This window comes from Streptomyces sp. NPDC026515, assembly GCF_055567595.1.
Genome location: NZ_JBVHQD010000028.1, coordinates 93,604 through 111,355 on the forward strand (window position 1 = coordinate 93,604; position 17,752 = coordinate 111,355).

Sequence of the window (17,752 nt, forward strand, 5' to 3'; positions counted from 1 at the left end):
AGCATGGCAGCGGTCGCGGCGGCGGTCGTCACAGGCGTGACCGGCGGGCCGGCGACCGCCGTAGATCTGGGCGGCGGGACGCAGGTTCCCTGCGATGCGGTGATGCTGGCCGCAGCCATCACCACCGCATCGGCAGGAGAGACACTGTCCCTCCATCGTGACTGCATCTACCATCTGACCGCCGAGAACTCCCCTGGCGAGGGCCTGCCGACCATCGCCAAGAGCCTCACGATCCGGGGCAACGGCGCGACGATCGTCCGTGACGGACCCACGGCCGGCCTGTTCCGCATCTTCCACGTCACCTCCACCGGCAACCTGCGCCTGGAGGACGTCACCGTCCGCGGCGGCAGCGCCTCCGGGGACGGCGGCGGCATCGAGGTCGACAACGGGGGCAGGCTCACGCTCGAGCACGTCGACGTGCGCGACAACACCGCCACGGGGGACGGCGGCGGTGTGTGGGTGGAGGCGGGCGCCGCCGCGGTCGTCCGGCGCAGTTGGCTGGCCTTCAACAACGCGGAACGCGGTGGCGGGCTGTTCACGTCGGGGACCCTGGACGTCGAGGACTCCGAGTTCTTCAGGAACCACGCGCGGGTCCTGGGCGGCGGTCTCGCCCAGCTCGGCGGCGACGGCTCCGTCCGCACGACCCTCATCAGGCGTAACACGGCGACCGAGCTCGGTGGTGGTGTCTCCACCCATAACGGCGGGATGAAGATCAGCGGAAGCAAGATCGCAAACAACACGGCCGTCAACCGCGGTGGCGGCGGGATCGTCAACTCGGAGCGGTTGACACTGGAGAAGACCGAGGTCAACGGCAACGTAGTCGGCGGCCCGGGGGGTTTGGGCGGTGGCATCCTCAACGATGCGTCGGGCGCGGTGCTCGTCCTCAGGGGAAGCACGGTCACCGGCAACAGCGCGAACGGCAACGGCGCCGCCCAGGGCGGCGGCGTCTACAACACCTCGGGGACGGTCACGCTCGACCACAGCACCGTCAGCGACAACGCCTCCACGACGGCCCCCGGGGGCGTCTACACGGACACCCTGGTCACGGTCATGGACTCGAAGGTCACCCACAACATCCCGACCAACTGCTCCCCCGGCCTGGTACCGGGCTGCGTGAACTGACGGAGCCGTGGGAGAGCCCCTGCCCTTCGTCGTACGAGGGCAGGGGCTCTCTCCCCGGGTGGTGCTGCCCGGCGCTGCCGGAACCTCAGCGCTTCAGCCCCGTACCCCCGCCTCCGCACTCGCCGAAGCCACGGCCGCCGCCACCGGCCGCTCCACCGGCAGCCGCCGCATCAGCAGCCCGTACCCGAGAGCCGCCGCCGTCCCCACGAGGGCGCACACCCCCCACAGCCACCGCGCCCCGAACCGGTCGATGACGACACCCGACAGCAGCGGCGCGATGAGCGCGGCGGCCGACCAGGACATCGTGTACATCCCCTGGTAGCGCCCCCGCCCGTGCACCGGCGAGAGCTGCACCACCAGCCCCGTCTGGGTGGGCGCGTTGACGATCTCGGCGAGCGTCCACACGCACACGGTGAGCGCGAAGACGCCGACGGACCCGGCGAAGGCGGTGAGCCCGAACCCGTACCCGGCGAGCAGGGACGAGACGACGAGCAGCGACCGCGGGTCCCGGTGCTCGATGACGCGGGTGACCGGAATCTGGAGTACGACGATCAGCGCGCCGTTGACGGCGATGGCCGTGCCGTAGTCGGCCGGCGAGAACCCGGCCTCGCCCATCGCCACCGGCAGTCCGACCGAGCCCTGCTGGAAGATCAGGGCGACGAGGAAGGACAGCCCGACGACGGCCATGTACCGCCCGTCCCGCACCACGGTCCGGAGGCTGACCTCGCCGTCCTTGGCGCTGCTGCCCTTGGCGGCGCGCTCCGGCCGGGACTCGGGCAGCTTGGAGAAGACGACGACGGCGCAGACGGCGGTCATCCCGGCCTCGATCAGGAACCCGGCGCGGTAGCTGACCTCGGCGATGAACCCGGCCCCCATGGACGACACGGCGAACCCGAGGTTGATGGCCCAGTAGTTCAGCGAGAACGCCCGTACCCGGTCCTGCGGCCGCACGATGTCGGCCATCATCGCCTGCACCGCCGGCCGGGAGGCGTTGGAGGCCAGGCCGACGAGGAAGGCGACGGCGGCGATCGCCACGGGGTCCTGCACGAACCCGAGCAGGGCGACGGCCGCCGCGGTGGAGCCCTGGGCGAGCAGCAGGGTCGGCCGCCGCCCCAGCCGGTCGGCCATCACCCCGCCGGCCAGGGAGGAGACGACCCCGCCCAGGCCGTGCAGGGAGGCGACGAGACCGGCGTAGGAGGCGCTGTACCCCCGGTCCAGCGTCAGGTAGAGGGCCATGAACGTGGCGACGAACGCGCCCAGCCGGTTGACGAGGGTGCTGGTCCACAGCCACCAGAACTCACGGGGCAGACCGGCGACGGTCTCCCGGACAGCGCGTCGCAGGGCGACGGACGGCATGGCTCCCCCAGGGCAAGACGTAAGTGCTGCTAGAGATGATCGGACCTTACTTTCGACCTGCTCAGGTGAGCCACTCAATTAACAAAAGCAGTCAACTGTCCGACGGCTGGGACGGCCTCCGGGCGGCGGCTCTGCGCCCCGAACACGTGGATTACGCTCTGACCCATGGCCGACGCACCGTACAAGCTGATCCTCCTCCGCCACGGCGAGAGCGAGTGGAACGCGAAGAACCTGTTCACCGGCTGGGTGGACGTCAACCTCAACGAGAAGGGCGAGAAGGAGGCAGTCCGCGGTGGCGAACTCCTGAAGGACGCCGACCTCCTCCCCGACGTGGTGCACACGTCGCTCCAGAAGCGCGCCATCCGTACCGCGCAGCTCGCCCTCGAGGCGGCCGACCGCCACTGGATCCCGGTCCACCGCAGCTGGCGCCTGAACGAGCGCCACTACGGCGCCCTCCAGGGCAAGGACAAGGCGCAGACCCTCGCGGAGTTCGGCGAGGAGCAGTTCATGCTCTGGCGCCGCTCGTACGACACCCCGCCCCCGCCGCTGGCCCGCGACGCCGAGTACTCCCAGTTCGACGACGCGCGCTACGCCACGCTGCCGCCGGAGCTGCGCCCGCAGACGGAGTGCCTGAAGGACGTCGTCGTCCGCATGCTCCCGTACTGGTTCGACGGCATCGTCCCCGACCTCCTGACCGGCCGCACGGTCCTGGTCGCCGCCCACGGCAACAGCCTGCGCGCCCTGGTCAAGCACCTCGACGGCATCTCGGACGCCGACATCGCGTCCCTGAACATCCCGACGGGCATCCCCCTCCACTACGACCTCGACACCGACTTCAAGCCGCTCACCCCGGGCGGGCGCTACCTCGACCCGGAGGCAGCGGCAGCAGCGATCGAGGCGGTCAAGAACCAGGGCAAGAAGAAGTAGGTTCCGTGATCATGCCTCCCACCTGCGCGAACGGCACGGATGGGAGGCATTTTCATGTACTGGAACCTCCCTGGAACCTCAGCCCGTGGGGCCCTGCGGCCGGAGCGCTCGCCCGAGAGCCTTCCGGGCGCGGTCCCGGCTGCTCGGCATGAGGTGCGCGTACACCTTCAGCGTCGGTCCCGGGTCGGAGTGCCCCAGGTACTCACTCACGGCCTTGATGCTCTCTCCCGCGTCCAGGAGACCCGACGCGTAGATGTGCCTCAGCGCGTGCATGCCGTGCTCCCGCGCGGCGGTGTGCGGACACGAACCACCCGGCCGGCCCGGCTGCGGGGCCGCCAGGGCCTCCTCCCAGTCCACCGGGTCCTCGGGGAGAAGGGGCACCGAGGAGGTGGCGTCGACGGACTCCGCCCTGATGACGATCTCGCAGTCGAGGCAGTCGTGTCCGGTCAGGATTCCGGGCTGAAAGCGCCCCAGAACGCCCACGGAGACGCTGTGTCCGCCGGTGCCGGGCCGGTCGGCCAGGTGGATCGGATCGATGACGCCCTCCATGAGCCGTCAGTCGAGGCAGAACTCGTTGCCCTCGATGTCCTGCATCACGATGCACGAGTCGTTCTCGTCGAGCAGGAGCCGCTCGCGTACGGCGCCGAGCGGGATCAGGCGCGCGCACTCGGCCTCGAGCGCGGCCAGGCGCTCCTCGCCCACCAGCCCGGTGCCGACCCGCACGTCCAGGTGGACCCGGTTCTTGACGACCTTGCCCTCGGGGACGCGCTGGAAGAACAGCCGCGGGCCGGCACCCGAGGGATCGACGCACGCGGACCACGAACCCCGGTCCTCCGGCGGCCGCGAGCGGTCGTAGTCGTCCCATGTGGCAAATCCGCGGGGCGGCGACATCACGTACCCCAGCACCTCGCACCAGAAGCGGGCGACACGCGCGGGGTCGGCGCAGTCGAAGGTGACCTGGAACTGCCTGATCGTTGACATTGGCGCACCATAGCAAGGAGCCCGCGCTGCTCATCTCCCGCTGGGCGCGGGCGGGTTGGCGGCCGGAGGTGGGGATCGTGAAGCCGGGCGCAACCTTCCGTCGGGTTGGCGTGTCTCAGTCACATACCAACGCCTGACACGGAGAACGCATGCGTATTCGCACCACCACCGCCGCCGTCACCGCCGCCTGCGGCGCCGCCGCGCTGACCCTGGTCGCCGTTCCGGCCGCGACCGCCACCGCCGCCGATGCCCCGGCTTCCGTACGGCCCTGGCAGCTCACCGGCACCTCCGCCGGCGGCACCGGCGGGCGTACCGCCTTCACGGCGACGACGGCGACCACCGCGACCGCCAAGCAGCCCTACGCCCTGGCCGTCACCTTCTCCAAGGTGAAGGTCGCCGGCGGCAAGACCACGGTGTCCGTCGGCACGGACGCCATCGTGCACGTGTCGTACAGCTTCAACCTCACCGCCACCAACGTGGACGTCTCGGCTCCGGACTTCTACGTCGGTCTCGACCTCTACCGCGGCTCCGCCAGCAAGCCGACGAGCGACCTCTACGGGGACCAGGCGGCGACCTGCGACGTGACCTCCTCGGAGTCGTCGTACGAGAAGGTCGTCACCGGCATGTCCTGCAAGGGGAAGGTCGACATCTACCCCCGCTCGGACCTGCGCAACGCGGACGCCGGAGCGAAGTGGCACGCCGTGGCCTGGGCGGTCGCCTACAACGGCCAGAAGCCGCAGAACCCGGCCGACGTGAGCAAGATCGGCACCGCCGAACTGGCCGGGCAGACCTCTCCCACGGTCCGCCGCCTGTCCAGGCTCACCGTCAACGCCGCGCCCGAGCCGGTCAGGAAGGGCAAGACCCTCACGGTCACCGGCGCCCTCACCCGGGCGAACTGGGAGACCCACAAGTACGCCGGCTACACCGGGCAGAAGGTCAAGCTGCAGTTCCGCAAGAAGGGGACCAGCACCTACAAGACCCTCAAGACCATCACCACGGACAGCCACGGCAACCTCAGGACGACCTGCAAGGCGACGACCGACGGCTACTGGCGCTACTCGTTCGCCGGCACCGCCACCACTCCGGCCGTCTCGGCCACGGGCGACTACGTCGACGTCAAGTAGCGGGTGACCAGCAGCCCTTCGTGACGGCCCGCGGGTTTGCCGGATCGGCAAACGTGTTCGTGGTCCTGGTCCCGGTGCTCGCATGATCCGTGGTGAGGCGACGAGGCCGAGACCGAGGAGGGATCATGGAGGGTACGCATCGGGTTGTCTCCGGTGGCGGACGGCGGATTCATCTTGTCGAGCAGGGTGCCGGGCCCCTCGTCCTGCTGGTGCACGGGTTTCCCGAGAGCTGGTACTCGTGGCGGCATCAGCTGCCGGTGCTCGCCGCGGCGGGATACCGCGCCGTCGCCATCGATGTGCGGGGGTACGGGCGTTCCAGCGCACCGGCCGCGCCGGACGCCTACCGGATGGCCGGACTCGTCGAGGACAACGTCCTCGTGGTGCGTGCGCTCGGCGAGGAGTCGGCCGTGGTCGTCGGCCACGACTGGGGTTCCGCCATCGCCGCGAACTCCGCGCTGCTCAGGCCGGACGTCTTCCGGGCCGTGGGGCTGCTGAGCGTGCCGTACGCGCCGCGCGGCGGCCCCCGGCCCAGTGACGTCTTCGCGCGCATGGGCGGCGAGGAGTTCTACGTCTCGTACTTCCAGGAGGCGGGGCGGGCCGAGGGGGAGATCGAGCCCGATGTACGGGGGTGGCTCGCGGGGTTCTACGCCGCCTTCTCCGGCGACACCATGCCGGGGCCGGGCGCTCCCGACCCCCACTTCGTCGGTGCCGGGGGCCTCCTGAGGGACCGGTTCCCCGTCGGCCGGCTGCCCGGGTGGCTCGGTGAGCGGGACCTCGACGTCTACGCCGGGGAGTTCGAGCGCACCGGACTCACCGGCGCGCTCAACCGGTACCGGAACATGGACCGCGACTGGGAGGACCTCGCCGCGTACGACGGCGCCCCGATCACCCAGCCGTCCCTGTTCGCCGGCGGCGGCCTCGACGCCTCCACGACCTGGCTGGCCGATGCCATAGAGGCGTACCCGGTCACGCTCCCCGGCCTGGTCTCCTCACATGTCCTGGACGGCTGCGGGCACTGGATCCAGCAGGAACGGCCCGACGAGATCAACCGGCTGCTCGTCGACTGGCTCGCCGCCCTGCCCGCCGCCTGACGGCCGAGCCCGCCCCCCCCGCCTGAGGGCGGAGCGCGACCAGGACGAAGGGCCCCCGACCGGAGTCGGGGGCCCTTGGCCGTCGTTCGTCGGACGTGCGCTCAGCCGCACTGGCAGGGGCTGCCCGACTGGCAGCCGCAGCCGCAGCCCGAGCCGCACCCGCACGCACCGATGACGAGAAGGTTCTTGATCTCGCCGGGCTGTTCGGTCTCGCGCTGCTGGGTGGGGTCGGGCGTGGTGCTGGGGGATTCGGCCATGGATCCCTCCTAGAGGTCCCTAGAGGCGGGGCGTGGTGCCCTGCCCATTTCATGCCCGTTTCACTGGGCGCATCAACGGCGCACAGGGGCGCCCGCCCGCCCGGCCCGCACCTCGCGAGCCCCGACCCGCCGGGGGACCCGGCACGGCGACCTCCAGGGGGGATCGCCAGGGGATCCGCCAGGGCGTTACGCGCCCTCGATGCCCGTCACCGGCTGGATGTCCGGCTGCAGCTCGTCCGCGTGCTCACCCGTGACCAGGAAGACCACGCGCTTGGCGACGGCGACCGCGTGGTCGGCGTACCGCTCGTAGTAGCGGCCGAGCAGCGTCACGTCGACCGCGGTCTCGATGCCGTGCTGCCAGCGGTCGTCCAGCAGGTGCTGGAAGATCGTGCGGTGCAGCAGGTCCATCTCGTCGTCGTCCTGCTCCAGCTGCAGCGCCAGGTCGACGTCCTTGGTGATGATCACCTCGGCGGCCTTGGCCATCAGGCGCTGTGCGAGCTGCCCCATCTCCAGGATGGTCGCGTGCAGGTCGTGGGGGATGGCGTTCCCGGGGTAGCGCAGCCGGGCCAGCTTGGCCACGTGCTGGGCCAGGTCGCCGGAACGCTCCAGGTCGGCGGACATCCGCAGCGAGGTGACGACGATCCGCAGGTCGGTCGCGACCGGCTGCTGGCGGGCCAGCAGGGCTATCGCGCGGGCCTCCAGGTCGTGGTGGAGCTCGTCCACCTTCTGGTCCGCCTCGATGACGCTTTCGGCCAGCTTCAGGTCGCCGTCGAGGATCGCCGTCGTGGCGCGCCCGATCGCCGATCCGACCAGCCTGGCCATGTCGACCAGGCTGTCGCCGATCGAGTCGAGTTCCTCGTGGTACGCGTCCCGCATCAGGGTTCCCTCTCGTACGTGTGTTCTAGGGCTCCGTGGGCCGGGGCCCGTGGCCGAAACCAGCTGCGAACCCCACGCTCCCATGTTCTGATCCCCGCGCGTCCGTTTCTGCCATCGCAAATGAACCAATACTGGCTCCAAGGTGAACTCTGGGCGACGAGTGTTCGAGCTGACACCTCGCGGACTGTGGGGATGTCGTACCCCCTGCTTAACCTGTTTGCATGGACGTGAACGCGGCGGTCGCCGCAGCGGCAGCGATCGCCGGGGTACTCACCGGTGTCATCGCCATGCTGGCGTTCCGCTGGAGCGAACGCGACCAGAAGCGACCGACCAGGACCTCTCTGCACACCGACCCCGTACTGCCCCCGGGCGTGGACACCGTACTGAGCGTGCTGCGCTCCTCCGCGGTGGTCCTCGACGAGGGCGACATCGTGGTCAAGGCGAGTTCGGCGGCGTACGCCCTCGGACTGGTGCGTGGCGGCAAGCTCGCCGTCGAACCGATGCTCCAGATGGCCCGGGACACCCGGCGCGACGGCGAGATACGCCAGGTCGAGCTTGACCTGCCCCGGCGGGGCACCGGACGCGGAGAGGCGCTCGCCGTCTCCGCGCGGGTGGCGCCCCTCGGCTCCCGGCTCGTCCTGCTCCTTGTCGAGGACCTCACCGAGGCCCGTAGGATCGAGGCGGTACGACGCGACTTCGTGGCGAATGTCAGCCACGAGCTGAAGACCCCGGTCGGTGCGCTCTCCCTGCTCTCCGAGGCCGTCATGGACGCCTCGGACGATCCGGAGGCGGTGCAGCGCTTCGCCGGCCGTATGCAGATCGAGGCCACGCGCCTGACCAACCTGGTCCAGGAGCTCATCGATCTGTCGAGAGTGCAGAACGACGATCCGCTGGAGGACGCGGAGCCCGTCCGGGTGGACGAACTCGTCGCCGAGGCGATCGACCGGTGCCGCCACCAGGCCGGTACCAAACAGATCACCATGGCCGCCGGCGGCACCGCCGACCTGCATGTCTGGGGCAACCGCGGCCAGTTGGCCGCCGCCCTCGGCAACCTGGTCGAGAACGCCGTGAACTACTCCCCGGCCCGCACCCGGGTCGGGATAGCCGCTCGCCGGATCGGCGCGCCCGGCGGCGACATGATCGAACTTGCCGTGACCGACCAGGGCATCGGCATCACCGACAAGGACAAGGAGCGCATCTTCGAGCGCTTCTACCGCGTCGACCCGGCCCGCTCACGGGCCACCGGCGGTACCGGTCTCGGTCTCGCCATCGTCAAGCACGTGGTCGCCTCGCACGGCGGGGAGGTCACGGTGTGGAGCGCCGAAGGTCAGGGCTCCACGTTCACCCTCAGGTTGCCGGAGGCGGGCGCGGCTCGTGACCGCGCCTCGCAGCACCCCGACCCCGACCTCGATGACGAGGCCGGTACCACCGAGTCGTCCCCGTTTGAACCGCTTCCTGCCCCGGAGGTCCTTCCGTGACCCGAGTGCTCGTCGTCGAGGACGAGGAGTCCTTCTCCGACGCCCTGTCGTACATGCTCCGCAAAGAGGGCTTCGAGGTCGCAGTGGCGGCCACGGGCCCCGACGGACTCGACGAGTTCGAGCGCAACGGCGCCGACCTCGTCCTCCTCGACCTGATGCTGCCCGGCCTGCCGGGCACCGAGGTCTGCCGCCAGCTGCGCGGCCGGTCCAACGTCCCCGTCATCATGGTGACGGCCAAGGACAGTGAGATCGACAAGGTTGTCGGGCTCGAAATAGGAGCCGACGACTACGTCACCAAGCCCTTCTCCTCCCGCGAGCTGGTGGCCCGTATCCGGGCCGTCCTGCGCCGTCGCGGGGAGCCGGAGGAGGTCACCCCGGCCGCCCTGGAGGCCGGTCCGGTCCGCATGGACGTCGACCGTCACGTGGTGACGGTCTCCGGTTCCAAGGTCGACCTCCCCCTCAAGGAGTTCGACCTGCTGGAGATGCTGCTGCGCAACGCGGGCCGCGTCCTGACCCGTATGCAGCTCATCGACCGGGTCTGGGGTGCCGACTACGTCGGTGACACCAAGACCCTCGACGTCCACGTCAAGCGACTGCGCGCCAAGATCGAGCCCGACCCGGGCGCGCCGCGCTACCTGGTGACGGTCCGCGGTCTCGGCTACAAGTTCGAGCCGTAAACCGCTGACCTGGTCGTCTGACCGACGCGAGAAGGGCGGCCCCTCGGGGTGCCGCCCTTCTCGCGCTGGCCGTACGACCGCTCAGCCCGCGTTCGTCGACTCGGACGCCGAGTCGCTCGGGGTGGCGCTCTCGGACGCCTTGTTCTTGCCCTTGGCGCTCTCGCTCGCCGTGGCGCCCGCCGCCGGGGAGCCGGAGGCCGAGGCGGACGAGGACGCCGTGGCCGACGGGACGGCGCTCGGGCCCCAGCCCGTGAAGAAGCTCTCGGCCGGCACGACGAACGCGCGCAGGCTCACGTCGCCCGTCTTGCTGAAGGTGAACGTGACCTTCTGCGCGTTGCCGTCCTTGACGGCCTCACGGCTGCTGCCCAGCACCGCGGAGGCGTTGTTCGCGCCGCCCAGGATCAGCCGGCCGCCGGCCGGGATGGTCAGCGGCTGGGACTTGGTGGCGTGCAGTTCGGCGGCCTTGTTGGTACCGGCGACGACGATCGACTGGAGCGTCTCGGGCTCGGTGCCGGTGTTGAAGATGGTCGCGGAGACCACGGCCGGGCCCGTCGACGTGAGGTCGGGCTGGGTGATCACGGTCGCGTTCTGGACCTTGATGTCGCCCACGCTGGTCGCGGCGTTGTCCGGCTTGATCTCCAGCGTCTGGGAGTTGTTGCCGGCACCGCACGCGGAGAGCGCGGCTACGGAGACGGCGATGGCGGAGGCGGCGAGGGCGCCGCGTCGAAGGCTGCTGCTCACGGCGGCGGCAACTCCTTGAACGCACGGGCGGCCCCCTAATAAAGCCGCCCTAAGTGTCTGTCAGCGGCCTTAGGTTACCGAGCCGTTCCCTCGTGGCCGCACCCGACCCTCCCCAAGCCCCTTGCTTCTCTTGAGCGGCTGCACCCTCAGGGCTCCACACGCGACTCCTCGGTCACTTGTGGGGGCGCTCGTCAGGCATTCACATAACTCGTTCGCGACACCGCGCGCAAAATTTCCGTGAAGGAATACGCGGCCGTCGGGGAAATTGATCACGTACCGTCGGCCGGACCCCTGTGATCAATTCCGGAAACGTCTCCGATCCGACATCGGCAGCCGAACGGAGTACCGGAAGTCGTACACTTGGAAGCGGACATATGGGGATGTTCCGCCACTTGGGCGGCCGTCCGGAGGTGTGTGACGCGCACGTTTCTCCTCACCCGGAGAGCCGCTCCGACCTGCGAATACCTGGTTCCGGGAGGCCTCCGCAGCACGTTCCTGTTGCTGTTGTCAAGCCCCGAGATATGCCCTGACCTGCGAAAACGCCATTCAGAACCGCCGGTTTCCGTGTTACCCTGGATAGCCACGGAAGGGGTACCTGTCACATGACGTTCAAGGTTGGCGACACCGTGGTCTATCCCCATCACGGGGCCGCGCTGATCGAGGCTATCGAAACTCGCCAGATCAAAGGCGTGGACAAGACCTACTTGGTGCTGAAGGTCGCCCAGGGTGACCTGACGGTACGTGTGCCAGCGGACAATGCGGAGTTCGTCGGCGTGCGTGATGTGGTCGGTCAGGACGGGCTGGACCGGGTCTTCGAGGTGCTGCGCGCGCCGTACGCCGAGGAGCCCACGAACTGGTCCCGTCGATACAAGGCAAACCTGGAGAAGCTCGCCTCCGGCGACGTCATCAAGGTCGCGGAAGTCGTGCGTGACCTGTGGCGTCGTGAGCGCGAGCGCGGACTCTCCGCCGGTGAGAAGCGCATGCTCGCCAAGGCCCGCCAGATCCTGGTGAGCGAGCTCGCCCTCGCGGAGAACACGAACGAGGACAAGGCCGAGGCCCTGCTCGACGAGGTCCTCGCGTCCTGACGCGATCCAGCTCGACACACCGAAACTCCGCACACTGAATGCCGCGGTGCCCGATGACATATATGTCGCCGGGCGCTGCGGCATGTCCGTGCCCGGAATTCACGGAAACCCCTGCGCCGGCTCGCGGAACATCCACCCCGGCGAAACCCCGATACTAAGCGTGCCGGGCCCGGGCTGCTGGCTCGACCAGTGTCACGGAAGGGTCCGGTCAAGGCGTCGCGCCCGGCACTTCCCAGGCCATACCCACGCCAGGCCCGCACACAAACCTGACAGGAACCGATGTCTGACGATTCGCGTCCTTCGCGTACGGAACGGGGTACGGAACCGCGTACCGCCGCCGTGATTCCCGCCGCCGGCCGGGGCGTACGGCTCGGTCCGGGCGCTCCCAAGGCGCTACGCGCGCTGAACGGTACGCCCATGCTCATCCACGCGGTCCGCGCGCTGGCCGCATCCCGCGCGGTCTCCCTGGTCGTCGTCGTGGCCCCGTCCGACGGCGCGTCCGAGGTCAAGTCCCTGCTCGACGCGCACGCGCTGCCCGACCGCACCGACTTCCTCGTCGTCCCGGGCGGTGAGTCCCGCCAGGAGTCGGTCAAGCTCGGCCTGGACGCGCTGCCCCCCGACTACGACATCGTCCTCGTGCACGACGCGGCCCGTCCCCTGGTCCCCGTCGACACGGTCGACGCCGTCGTCCAGGCGGTCCGCGACGGCGCCCCCGCGGTCGTCCCGGCCCTCCCGCTCACCGACACGGTCAAGGAGGTCGAGCCGGCCACCGCCCCCGGCGAGCCGGAGCCGGTGCTCGCCACCCCCGAGCGGGCCCGCCTGCGTGCCGTCCAGACCCCCCAGGGGTTCGACCGCGCGACGCTGGTGCGCGCCCACGAGACGGTCACCGGCAACGTCACCGACGACGCCGGCATGGTCGAGCAGCTCGGCGAACGGGTCGTGGTCGTCCCCGGCCACGAGGAGGCCTTCAAGGTCACCCGCCCCCTCGACCTGGTCCTCGCGGAGGCGGTCCTGGCCCGCAGGAGGCTCAACGATGGCTTCTGAGGTCGTCCTGCCGCGCGTCGGCATCGGCACCGACATCCACGCCTTCGAAGAGGGCCGCGAGCTGTGGTGCGCCGGTCTGAAGTGGGAGGGCGAGGGACCGGGTCTGGCCGGTCACTCGGACGCGGACGTGGTCGCGCACGCCGCGTGCAACGCGTTGTTCTCCGCGGCGGGCCTGGGCGACCTGGGCCGGCACTTCGGCACGGGCCGCCCGCAGTGGTCGGGCGCGTCGGGCGTGACCCTCCTGACGGAGGCCGCCCGGATCGTCCGCGACGCCGGATTCCTGATCGGGAACGTCGCCGTACAGGTCGTAGGGCCGCGTCCGAAGATCGGCAAGCGCAGGGACGAGGCGGAGAAGATCCTTTCGGCGGCGGCCGGGGCACCGGTCTCGGTCTCCGGGGCCACCACGGACGGTCTCGGATTTCCGGGCAGGGAAGAAGGCCTGATGGCCATCGCGACGGCGCTGGTCGTCGAACGGAGCTGACCGGTCCCACCCGGGGGGCGCGGGGAACCGCGCGAGGAGCCGCAGTGCATCCCGCGCCCGGCCCACTGCGCCGCACGGACCGGTCCCACTCACTCCCGCGGGCCCACTACCCTAGGTGCCGTGACTATTCGTCTGTACGACACCAACGCCCGGCAGATCCGTGACTTCGCCCCGCTCACCGCGGGCTGTGTCTCGATCTACCTCTGCGGTGCCACCGTGCAGGCGGCACCGCACATCGGGCACATCCGCTCCGGCCTGAACTTCGACATCATGCGCCGCTGGTTCGCATACCGCGGCTACGCCGTGACGTTCATCCGGAACGTCACGGACATCGACGACAAGATCATCACCAAGTCCGCCGACCAGGGCCGCCCCTGGTGGGCGATCGGCTACGAGAACGAGCGCGCGTTCAACGACGGCTACACCGCGCTCGGCTGCCTCCCGCCGACGTACGAGCCCCGCGCGACCGGGCACGTACCGGAGATGATCGAGATGATGCGCGGGCTGATCGAGCGCGGACACGCCTACGAGGCCGACGGCAACGTCTACTTCGACGTGCACTCCTACCCGGACTACCTCCAGCTCTCCAACCAGGAGCTGGACAACCTCCGTCAGCCGGGGGGCGAGGGCGAGACCGGCAAGCGGGACCAGCGGGACTTCGCGCTGTGGAAGTCCGTGAAGCCGGGCGAGCCCAGCTGGGAGACGCCGTGGGGCCGTGGCCGGCCCGGCTGGCACCTGGAGTGCTCGGCGATGGCCCACAAGTACCTCGGCGAGGCCTTCGACATCCACGGCGGTGGCCTCGACCTGATCTTCCCGCACCACGAGAACGAGATCGCCCAGGCCAAGGCCTACGGCGACGACTTCGCCCAGTACTGGGTGCACAACGCCTGGGTCACCATGAGCGGCGAGAAGATGTCGAAGTCCCTCGGGAACTCGGTCCTCGTCTCCGAGATGGTCAAGACGTGGCGCCCGATCGTGCTCCGCTACTACCTCGGTACCCCGCACTACCGCTCGATGATCGAGTACAGCGAGGAGTCCCTGCGCGAGGCCGAGCAGGCGTTCGCGCGGATCGAGGGGTTCGCGCAGCGCGTGGTGGAGCTGGCCGGGGGAGTGGTGGAGCCCTCGTCCGAGGTCCCGCCGGCCTTCGCCGAGGCGATGGACGACGACCTGGGCGTCCCGCAGGCGCTGGCCGTCGTGCACACCACCGTCCGGCAGGGCAACAGCGCGCTGGCCGCGGACGACAAGGAGGCCGCGGTGGCCCGCCTCGCCGAGGTCCGCGCCATGCTCGGCGTCCTCGGTCTCGACCCGTTCGCCGCGCACTGGACCGGCGCGGCGGAGAAGGGCGAAGACCTGCACGGGGTCGTCGACAGTCTCGTCCGGCTCGTCCTCGACCAGCGTGAGTCGGCCCGGGCCCGCAAGGACTGGGCGACCGCGGACGCCATCCGCGACCAGCTGAACCAGTCCGGTCTCGCGATCGAGGACAGCCCCCAGGGCCCCCGCTGGACGCTCAGGTCCTGACCACCGGTCAATCAAGATCGACTGTGCCGCCCGGCCCCCCGGGCGGCACACTGCATAACACGTACGTACGAATCGAAGCTTACGGAGACGGGTACCCATGGCAGCCAACAACCGCCGCATGTCCGGCAAGAAGGGCGCGCAGATCGGCAGTGGCGGCCAGCGGCGCCGAGGCCTGGAGGGCAAGGGGCCGACCCCGCCCGCCGAGATGCGCAAGGGACACAAGAAGAACCGCATCGCCAACGCCAAGACGAAGCAGACGGTACGCCGTCCCGCGCCGCGCGGCCGGGGCGGCAAGGGCACCTCGGAGCTGGTCGTCGGCCGCAACCCGGTCGTCGAGGCGCTGCGTGAGGGCGTCCCCGCGTCGACGCTCTACGTCCAGCAGTTCATCGACAACGACGAGCGGGTCCGCGAGGCCCTGCAGCTCGCCGCCGAGCGCGGTGGCATCAACCTCATGGAGGCGCCGCGCCCCGAGCTGGACCGGATGACGAACGGCCTGAACCACCAGGGCCTGGTCCTCCAGGTCCCGCCGTACGAGTACGCGCACCCCGAGGACCTGGCGGCGGCCGCGTACGACGACGGCGAGGACCCGCTGATCGTCGCCCTGGACGGGGTCACCGACCCGCGCAACCTCGGCGCGGTCGTCCGCTCCGTCTCCGCCTTCGGCGGCCACGGCGTGGTCGTGCCCGAGCGGCGTGCGGCCGGTATGACGGCGGGCGCCTGGAAGACGTCGGCCGGTACGGCGGCCCGTACGCCGGTGGCCCGGGCCACGAACCTCACCCGGGCGCTGGAGGCGTACAAGAAGGCCGGCATCGTGGTCGTCGGCCTGGCCGCCGACGGCGAGCACAAGGTCGGTGACCTGGAGGCGCTCTCCGGCCCCGTGGTCATCGTCGTGGGCAGCGAGGGCAAGGGCCTGTCCCGGCTGGTCGGCGAGACCTGCGACTACCGGGTACGGATCCCGATGCCGGGCGGCGCCGAGTCGCTCAACGCCGGTGTGGCGGCCGGGATCGTGCTCTACGAGGCGGCCCGGCAGCGGGACTGACGGCGCCTGAACGGGCGTTCGTAACCTCGCCCGCACGGGGCAATTCCGACGTCCTGCACATCCTTGACGGGGTCCGGACACTTCGGGGCGGTCAAAGCAGTGTCCTAACTCCACGTCACTCGGTTAGATGAGTGTGGACACCAGAACACCCCGCACTCCCACGCGGGACCGCTCGCCGGGATTCCGCTCCGGATTCGCTTCCGGGCCCGACGACGCTCCCGCGCTGAGCATGGTGAAGGTGCCGAGCGATCCGGCGCAGGTCATCGTCAACCACGCGAGTTTCCGCGTGCAGCTGGGCGTATCGACACGGCGTGCCCAGTCTCCCCGGGTCGCACGGAACCTGATCGCCACCGAGGACACCGCGCGCATCCCGGGCGCCGGCACGGCGGGCAGCTCGGGGGCGGCGCCGGGCCGTCGCCGTCCGGTCGTGTGGAGCGGCAGGTCCGCGCCCGACGACACCGGCGCCCACCGGCTGCTCCAGGCCGTGCGCGGCGGTAGCGTCCGGTATGCCGAGGAGGCCGTCGAACCGGCCGGCGCGACCCAGGTCATCCCGCGCGTCGGCGACGGCTACGGCGACCTGGACCAGACCGTCGAGACCCCGGTGGTCGGTCATCCGCGCTCCCCCGCCTCGGGCGAGAACCGACTGCTGCCGCCCATGCGGACGGCCGGCAGCGCCTACGACGAACCGGCTTACGGCGGACCGTCCTACGGTGACCCGGCCTACGACGGCCAGGCCTACGGCGACGACGAGTTCGAGGACTTCGAGGAGCCGTCCGCGACCAGGCGGCACGGCGACGACCCGGCCCGGCACGCCTACTACCCCGGCCGCCGGATGAACCTGGGCGTGGTCCTGCTCCCGCTGCGGATCTTCCTCGGCTTCATCTCCGTCTACGCCGGCATGGGCAAGCTGTGCGACCCCGTCTACTTCGACGGCGGCAAGCGCGGCTCCATGGTCACCTGGCTCAACACGCTGCATCCCTGGGACGTCGCCGAGCCGCTGCGCCAGTTCGCCCTCCACCACCCGGTCGGCTCCGGCCTGGTCATCGCCTTCTTCCAGGTGATCGTCGGCGTCCTGACCGTCCTCGGCTGCTGGCAGCGGGTGGCCGCGGTCGTCGGCGCCCTGCTCTCCGCCGCGCTCATCGTCACCGTCAGCTGGAAGACCGTCCCCGCGTACGACGCGCCCGACATCATCTACCTCGCCGCCTGGTCCCCGCTGATCATCGCCGGTGCCCCCGTCTACTCCGTCGACGGCCGTCTCGCGGGCAGCGCCTGGCGACGGCTGGGCCCGCACTCCGACATCTGGGACCTGCGCGCCTACGTGCTCCGCCGCGGGGCCCTGATCACGGCCATCACCATCGGCATCACCCTCCTGGTCGGCTCCCTGCTGGGCGGCGCGGTCCGTGACTCCAGCCGCGTGGTCGTCCCCGGCCCCGGCGAGGCACCCCGCAACAACCTCCCGGGCTCCCCGCTGCCGGGCGAGTCGGCCAAGCACAAGGCGAAGACCCCGTCGGCCTCGACGCCCCCGTCGGGCGGCGTGACCACGAGCCCCTCGCACGCGGCGACGACCCCGGGTGCGACCCGCGGCACGGGCGCGACCACGACCACCCCCAGCCAGACCCAGGGCACCACGGGCCAGGCCCCACCGCAGCACACGGCGCCCGCCCCGACCACGGCGGGCCCCACCTCGGGCGGCACCGCCACCGGCGGCAGCTCCTCGACGGGCGGCACGGGCACCGGTACGGGCAGTACCGGCGGCGGCTCGACCTCCTCGGGCCAGCCGGGCCTGGTCGGCGGCCTGCTGGGCTAGGGCGTGTTGTGCGACGGCAGCTGGTCCGACGGCGAGGGCCCCGCACCGTGAAAGGATGCTGTTGGTTAATCCGGGGCCTTACGCCTTCTTCGCCCCGCCGATCGTCTGGTCGGCGGGGCGAAGTCGTGCGAAGTGGCTGGTACGGGTG

The 17,752-nt window shown here is 70.6% G+C and carries 18 protein-coding genes; 12 read left to right on the top strand and 6 right to left on the bottom strand.

Annotated features, from left to right (window positions below):
- Positions 1 to 3 precede the first annotated feature (3 nt).
- On the top strand, positions 4 to 1,122 hold the full coding sequence (locus ACZ4O3_RS39400; RefSeq protein ID WP_467727019.1) for a right-handed parallel beta-helix repeat-containing protein: 1,119 nt from the start codon (positions 4 to 6) through the stop codon (positions 1,120 to 1,122).
- A 93-nt stretch (positions 1,123 to 1,215) separates the two neighbouring features.
- On the opposite strand, the gene ACZ4O3_RS39405 is transcribed toward ACZ4O3_RS39400, so the two are convergent.
- A complete protein-coding gene (locus ACZ4O3_RS39405; protein ID WP_467727021.1) occupies positions 1,216 to 2,478 on the bottom strand; it encodes an MDR family MFS transporter in 1,263 nt (420 codons plus the stop codon).
- 165 nt (positions 2,479 to 2,643) lie between these two features.
- Here ACZ4O3_RS39405 and ACZ4O3_RS39410 point away from each other — a divergent pair, with 165 nt between their 5' ends.
- On the top strand, positions 2,644 to 3,405 hold the full coding sequence (locus ACZ4O3_RS39410) for a phosphoglyceromutase (protein WP_362715699.1): 762 nt from the start codon (positions 2,644 to 2,646) through the stop codon (positions 3,403 to 3,405).
- Positions 3,406 to 3,483: 78 nt separating this feature from the next.
- Here the strand turns inward: ACZ4O3_RS39410 and ACZ4O3_RS39415 are convergent, their stop codons facing one another.
- Both ACZ4O3_RS39415 and ACZ4O3_RS39420 read right to left on the bottom strand, forming a co-directional pair.
- Positions 3,484 to 3,954 (bottom strand): DUF5959 family protein, encoded by a 471-nt coding sequence (locus ACZ4O3_RS39415; RefSeq protein WP_467727023.1) that lies wholly within the window; start codon positions 3,952 to 3,954, stop codon positions 3,484 to 3,486.
- A 6-nt stretch (positions 3,955 to 3,960) separates the two neighbouring features.
- On the bottom strand, positions 3,961 to 4,386 hold the full coding sequence (locus ACZ4O3_RS39420) for a VOC family protein (protein WP_362715705.1): 426 nt from the start codon (positions 4,384 to 4,386) through the stop codon (positions 3,961 to 3,963).
- 149 nt (positions 4,387 to 4,535) lie between these two features.
- Between ACZ4O3_RS39420 and ACZ4O3_RS39425 the strand changes: the two genes are divergently transcribed.
- Positions 4,536 to 5,510 (top strand): hypothetical protein, encoded by a 975-nt coding sequence (locus ACZ4O3_RS39425; RefSeq protein WP_467727025.1) that lies wholly within the window; start codon positions 4,536 to 4,538, stop codon positions 5,508 to 5,510.
- Positions 5,511 to 5,635: 125 nt separating this feature from the next.
- Entirely contained in the window at positions 5,636 to 6,601 is a 966-nt protein-coding gene (locus tag ACZ4O3_RS39430) for an alpha/beta fold hydrolase (RefSeq protein WP_362715710.1), read from the top strand.
- Positions 6,602 to 6,702: 101 nt separating this feature from the next.
- Here the strand turns inward: ACZ4O3_RS39430 and ACZ4O3_RS39435 are convergent, their stop codons facing one another.
- Complete coding sequence (locus ACZ4O3_RS39435; protein ID WP_362715713.1) at positions 6,703 to 6,858, bottom strand: hypothetical protein; 156 nt, start codon at positions 6,856 to 6,858, stop codon at positions 6,703 to 6,705.
- Between the two features lie 186 nt (positions 6,859 to 7,044).
- Positions 7,045 to 7,734 (bottom strand): phosphate signaling complex protein PhoU, encoded by a 690-nt coding sequence (phoU, locus tag ACZ4O3_RS39440; protein WP_362715716.1) that lies wholly within the window; start codon positions 7,732 to 7,734, stop codon positions 7,045 to 7,047.
- Between the two features lie 221 nt (positions 7,735 to 7,955).
- Between phoU and phoR the strand changes: the two genes are divergently transcribed.
- Both phoR and phoP read left to right on the top strand, forming a co-directional pair.
- Complete coding sequence (gene phoR, locus ACZ4O3_RS39445) at positions 7,956 to 9,212, top strand: two-component system sensor histidine kinase PhoR (protein WP_362715719.1); 1,257 nt, start codon at positions 7,956 to 7,958, stop codon at positions 9,210 to 9,212.
- A gap of 5 nt (positions 9,213 to 9,217) precedes the next feature.
- On the top strand, positions 9,218 to 9,889 hold the full coding sequence (gene phoP / locus ACZ4O3_RS39450; RefSeq protein WP_018568744.1) for a two-component system response regulator PhoP: 672 nt from the start codon (positions 9,218 to 9,220) through the stop codon (positions 9,887 to 9,889).
- An 81-nt stretch (positions 9,890 to 9,970) separates the two neighbouring features.
- On the opposite strand, the gene ACZ4O3_RS39455 is transcribed toward phoP, so the two are convergent.
- Entirely contained in the window at positions 9,971 to 10,630 is a 660-nt protein-coding gene (locus ACZ4O3_RS39455; protein WP_467727027.1) for a copper chaperone PCu(A)C domain-containing protein, read from the bottom strand.
- Positions 10,631 to 11,232: 602 nt separating this feature from the next.
- Between ACZ4O3_RS39455 and ACZ4O3_RS39460 the strand changes: the two genes are divergently transcribed.
- The 6 genes from ACZ4O3_RS39460 (at position 11,233) to ACZ4O3_RS39485 (ending at position 17,604) form a co-directional block, all read left to right on the top strand.
- A complete protein-coding gene (locus ACZ4O3_RS39460) occupies positions 11,233 to 11,715 on the top strand; it encodes a CarD family transcriptional regulator (protein ID WP_003953493.1) in 483 nt (160 codons plus the stop codon).
- A 279-nt stretch (positions 11,716 to 11,994) separates the two neighbouring features.
- Complete coding sequence (gene ispD / locus ACZ4O3_RS39465; protein ID WP_362724822.1) at positions 11,995 to 12,759, top strand: 2-C-methyl-D-erythritol 4-phosphate cytidylyltransferase; 765 nt, start codon at positions 11,995 to 11,997, stop codon at positions 12,757 to 12,759.
- A complete protein-coding gene (ispF, locus tag ACZ4O3_RS39470; protein ID WP_362724819.1) occupies positions 12,749 to 13,240 on the top strand; it encodes a 2-C-methyl-D-erythritol 2,4-cyclodiphosphate synthase in 492 nt (163 codons plus the stop codon). The genes ispD and ispF overlap by 11 nt, the downstream gene beginning before the upstream one ends.
- A 120-nt stretch (positions 13,241 to 13,360) precedes the next feature.
- On the top strand, positions 13,361 to 14,758 hold the full coding sequence (gene cysS, locus ACZ4O3_RS39475; RefSeq protein ID WP_467727029.1) for a cysteine--tRNA ligase: 1,398 nt from the start codon (positions 13,361 to 13,363) through the stop codon (positions 14,756 to 14,758).
- Between the two features lie 97 nt (positions 14,759 to 14,855).
- The gene (rlmB, locus tag ACZ4O3_RS39480) at positions 14,856 to 15,797 is read left to right on the top strand and encodes a 23S rRNA (guanosine(2251)-2'-O)-methyltransferase RlmB (RefSeq protein WP_362724812.1); all 942 of its coding nucleotides are present in this window, start codon (positions 14,856 to 14,858) and stop codon (positions 15,795 to 15,797) included.
- Between the two features lie 127 nt (positions 15,798 to 15,924).
- Positions 15,925 to 17,604, top strand: coding sequence for a DoxX family protein (locus tag ACZ4O3_RS39485; RefSeq protein ID WP_467727030.1), 1,680 nt, complete (start codon positions 15,925 to 15,927; stop codon positions 17,602 to 17,604).
- The last annotated feature ends 148 nt before the right edge of the window (positions 17,605 to 17,752 follow it).

What these genes read in the sequence shown, in the direction of transcription:
- ACZ4O3_RS39400 (WP_467727019.1), top strand. Translation starts at nt 4, where the DNA reads ATGGCAGCGGTCGCGGCGGCGGTCGTCACAGGCGTGACCGGCGGGCCG.
- ACZ4O3_RS39405 (WP_467727021.1), bottom strand. Translation starts at nt 2,478, where the DNA reads ATGCCGTCCGTCGCCCTGCGACGCGCTGTCCGGGAGACCGTCGCCGGT.
- ACZ4O3_RS39410 (WP_362715699.1), top strand. Translation starts at nt 2,644, where the DNA reads ATGGCCGACGCACCGTACAAGCTGATCCTCCTCCGCCACGGCGAGAGC.
- ACZ4O3_RS39415 (WP_467727023.1), bottom strand. Translation starts at nt 3,954, where the DNA reads ATGGAGGGCGTCATCGATCCGATCCACCTGGCCGACCGGCCCGGCACC.
- ACZ4O3_RS39420 (WP_362715705.1), bottom strand. Translation starts at nt 4,386, where the DNA reads ATGTCAACGATCAGGCAGTTCCAGGTCACCTTCGACTGCGCCGACCCC.
- ACZ4O3_RS39425 (WP_467727025.1), top strand. Translation starts at nt 4,536, where the DNA reads ATGCGTATTCGCACCACCACCGCCGCCGTCACCGCCGCCTGCGGCGCC.
- ACZ4O3_RS39430 (WP_362715710.1), top strand. Translation starts at nt 5,636, where the DNA reads ATGGAGGGTACGCATCGGGTTGTCTCCGGTGGCGGACGGCGGATTCAT.
- ACZ4O3_RS39435 (WP_362715713.1), bottom strand. Translation starts at nt 6,858, where the DNA reads ATGGCCGAATCCCCCAGCACCACGCCCGACCCCACCCAGCAGCGCGAG.
- phoU (WP_362715716.1), bottom strand. Translation starts at nt 7,734, where the DNA reads ATGCGGGACGCGTACCACGAGGAACTCGACTCGATCGGCGACAGCCTG.
- phoR (WP_362715719.1), top strand. Translation starts at nt 7,956, where the DNA reads ATGGACGTGAACGCGGCGGTCGCCGCAGCGGCAGCGATCGCCGGGGTA.
- ACZ4O3_RS39460 (WP_003953493.1), top strand. Translation starts at nt 11,233, where the DNA reads ATGACGTTCAAGGTTGGCGACACCGTGGTCTATCCCCATCACGGGGCC.
- ispD (WP_362724822.1), top strand. Translation starts at nt 11,995, where the DNA reads ATGTCTGACGATTCGCGTCCTTCGCGTACGGAACGGGGTACGGAACCG.
- ispF (WP_362724819.1), top strand. Translation starts at nt 12,749, where the DNA reads ATGGCTTCTGAGGTCGTCCTGCCGCGCGTCGGCATCGGCACCGACATC.
- rlmB (WP_362724812.1), top strand. Translation starts at nt 14,856, where the DNA reads ATGGCAGCCAACAACCGCCGCATGTCCGGCAAGAAGGGCGCGCAGATC.
- ACZ4O3_RS39485 (WP_467727030.1), top strand. Translation starts at nt 15,925, where the DNA reads ATGAGTGTGGACACCAGAACACCCCGCACTCCCACGCGGGACCGCTCG.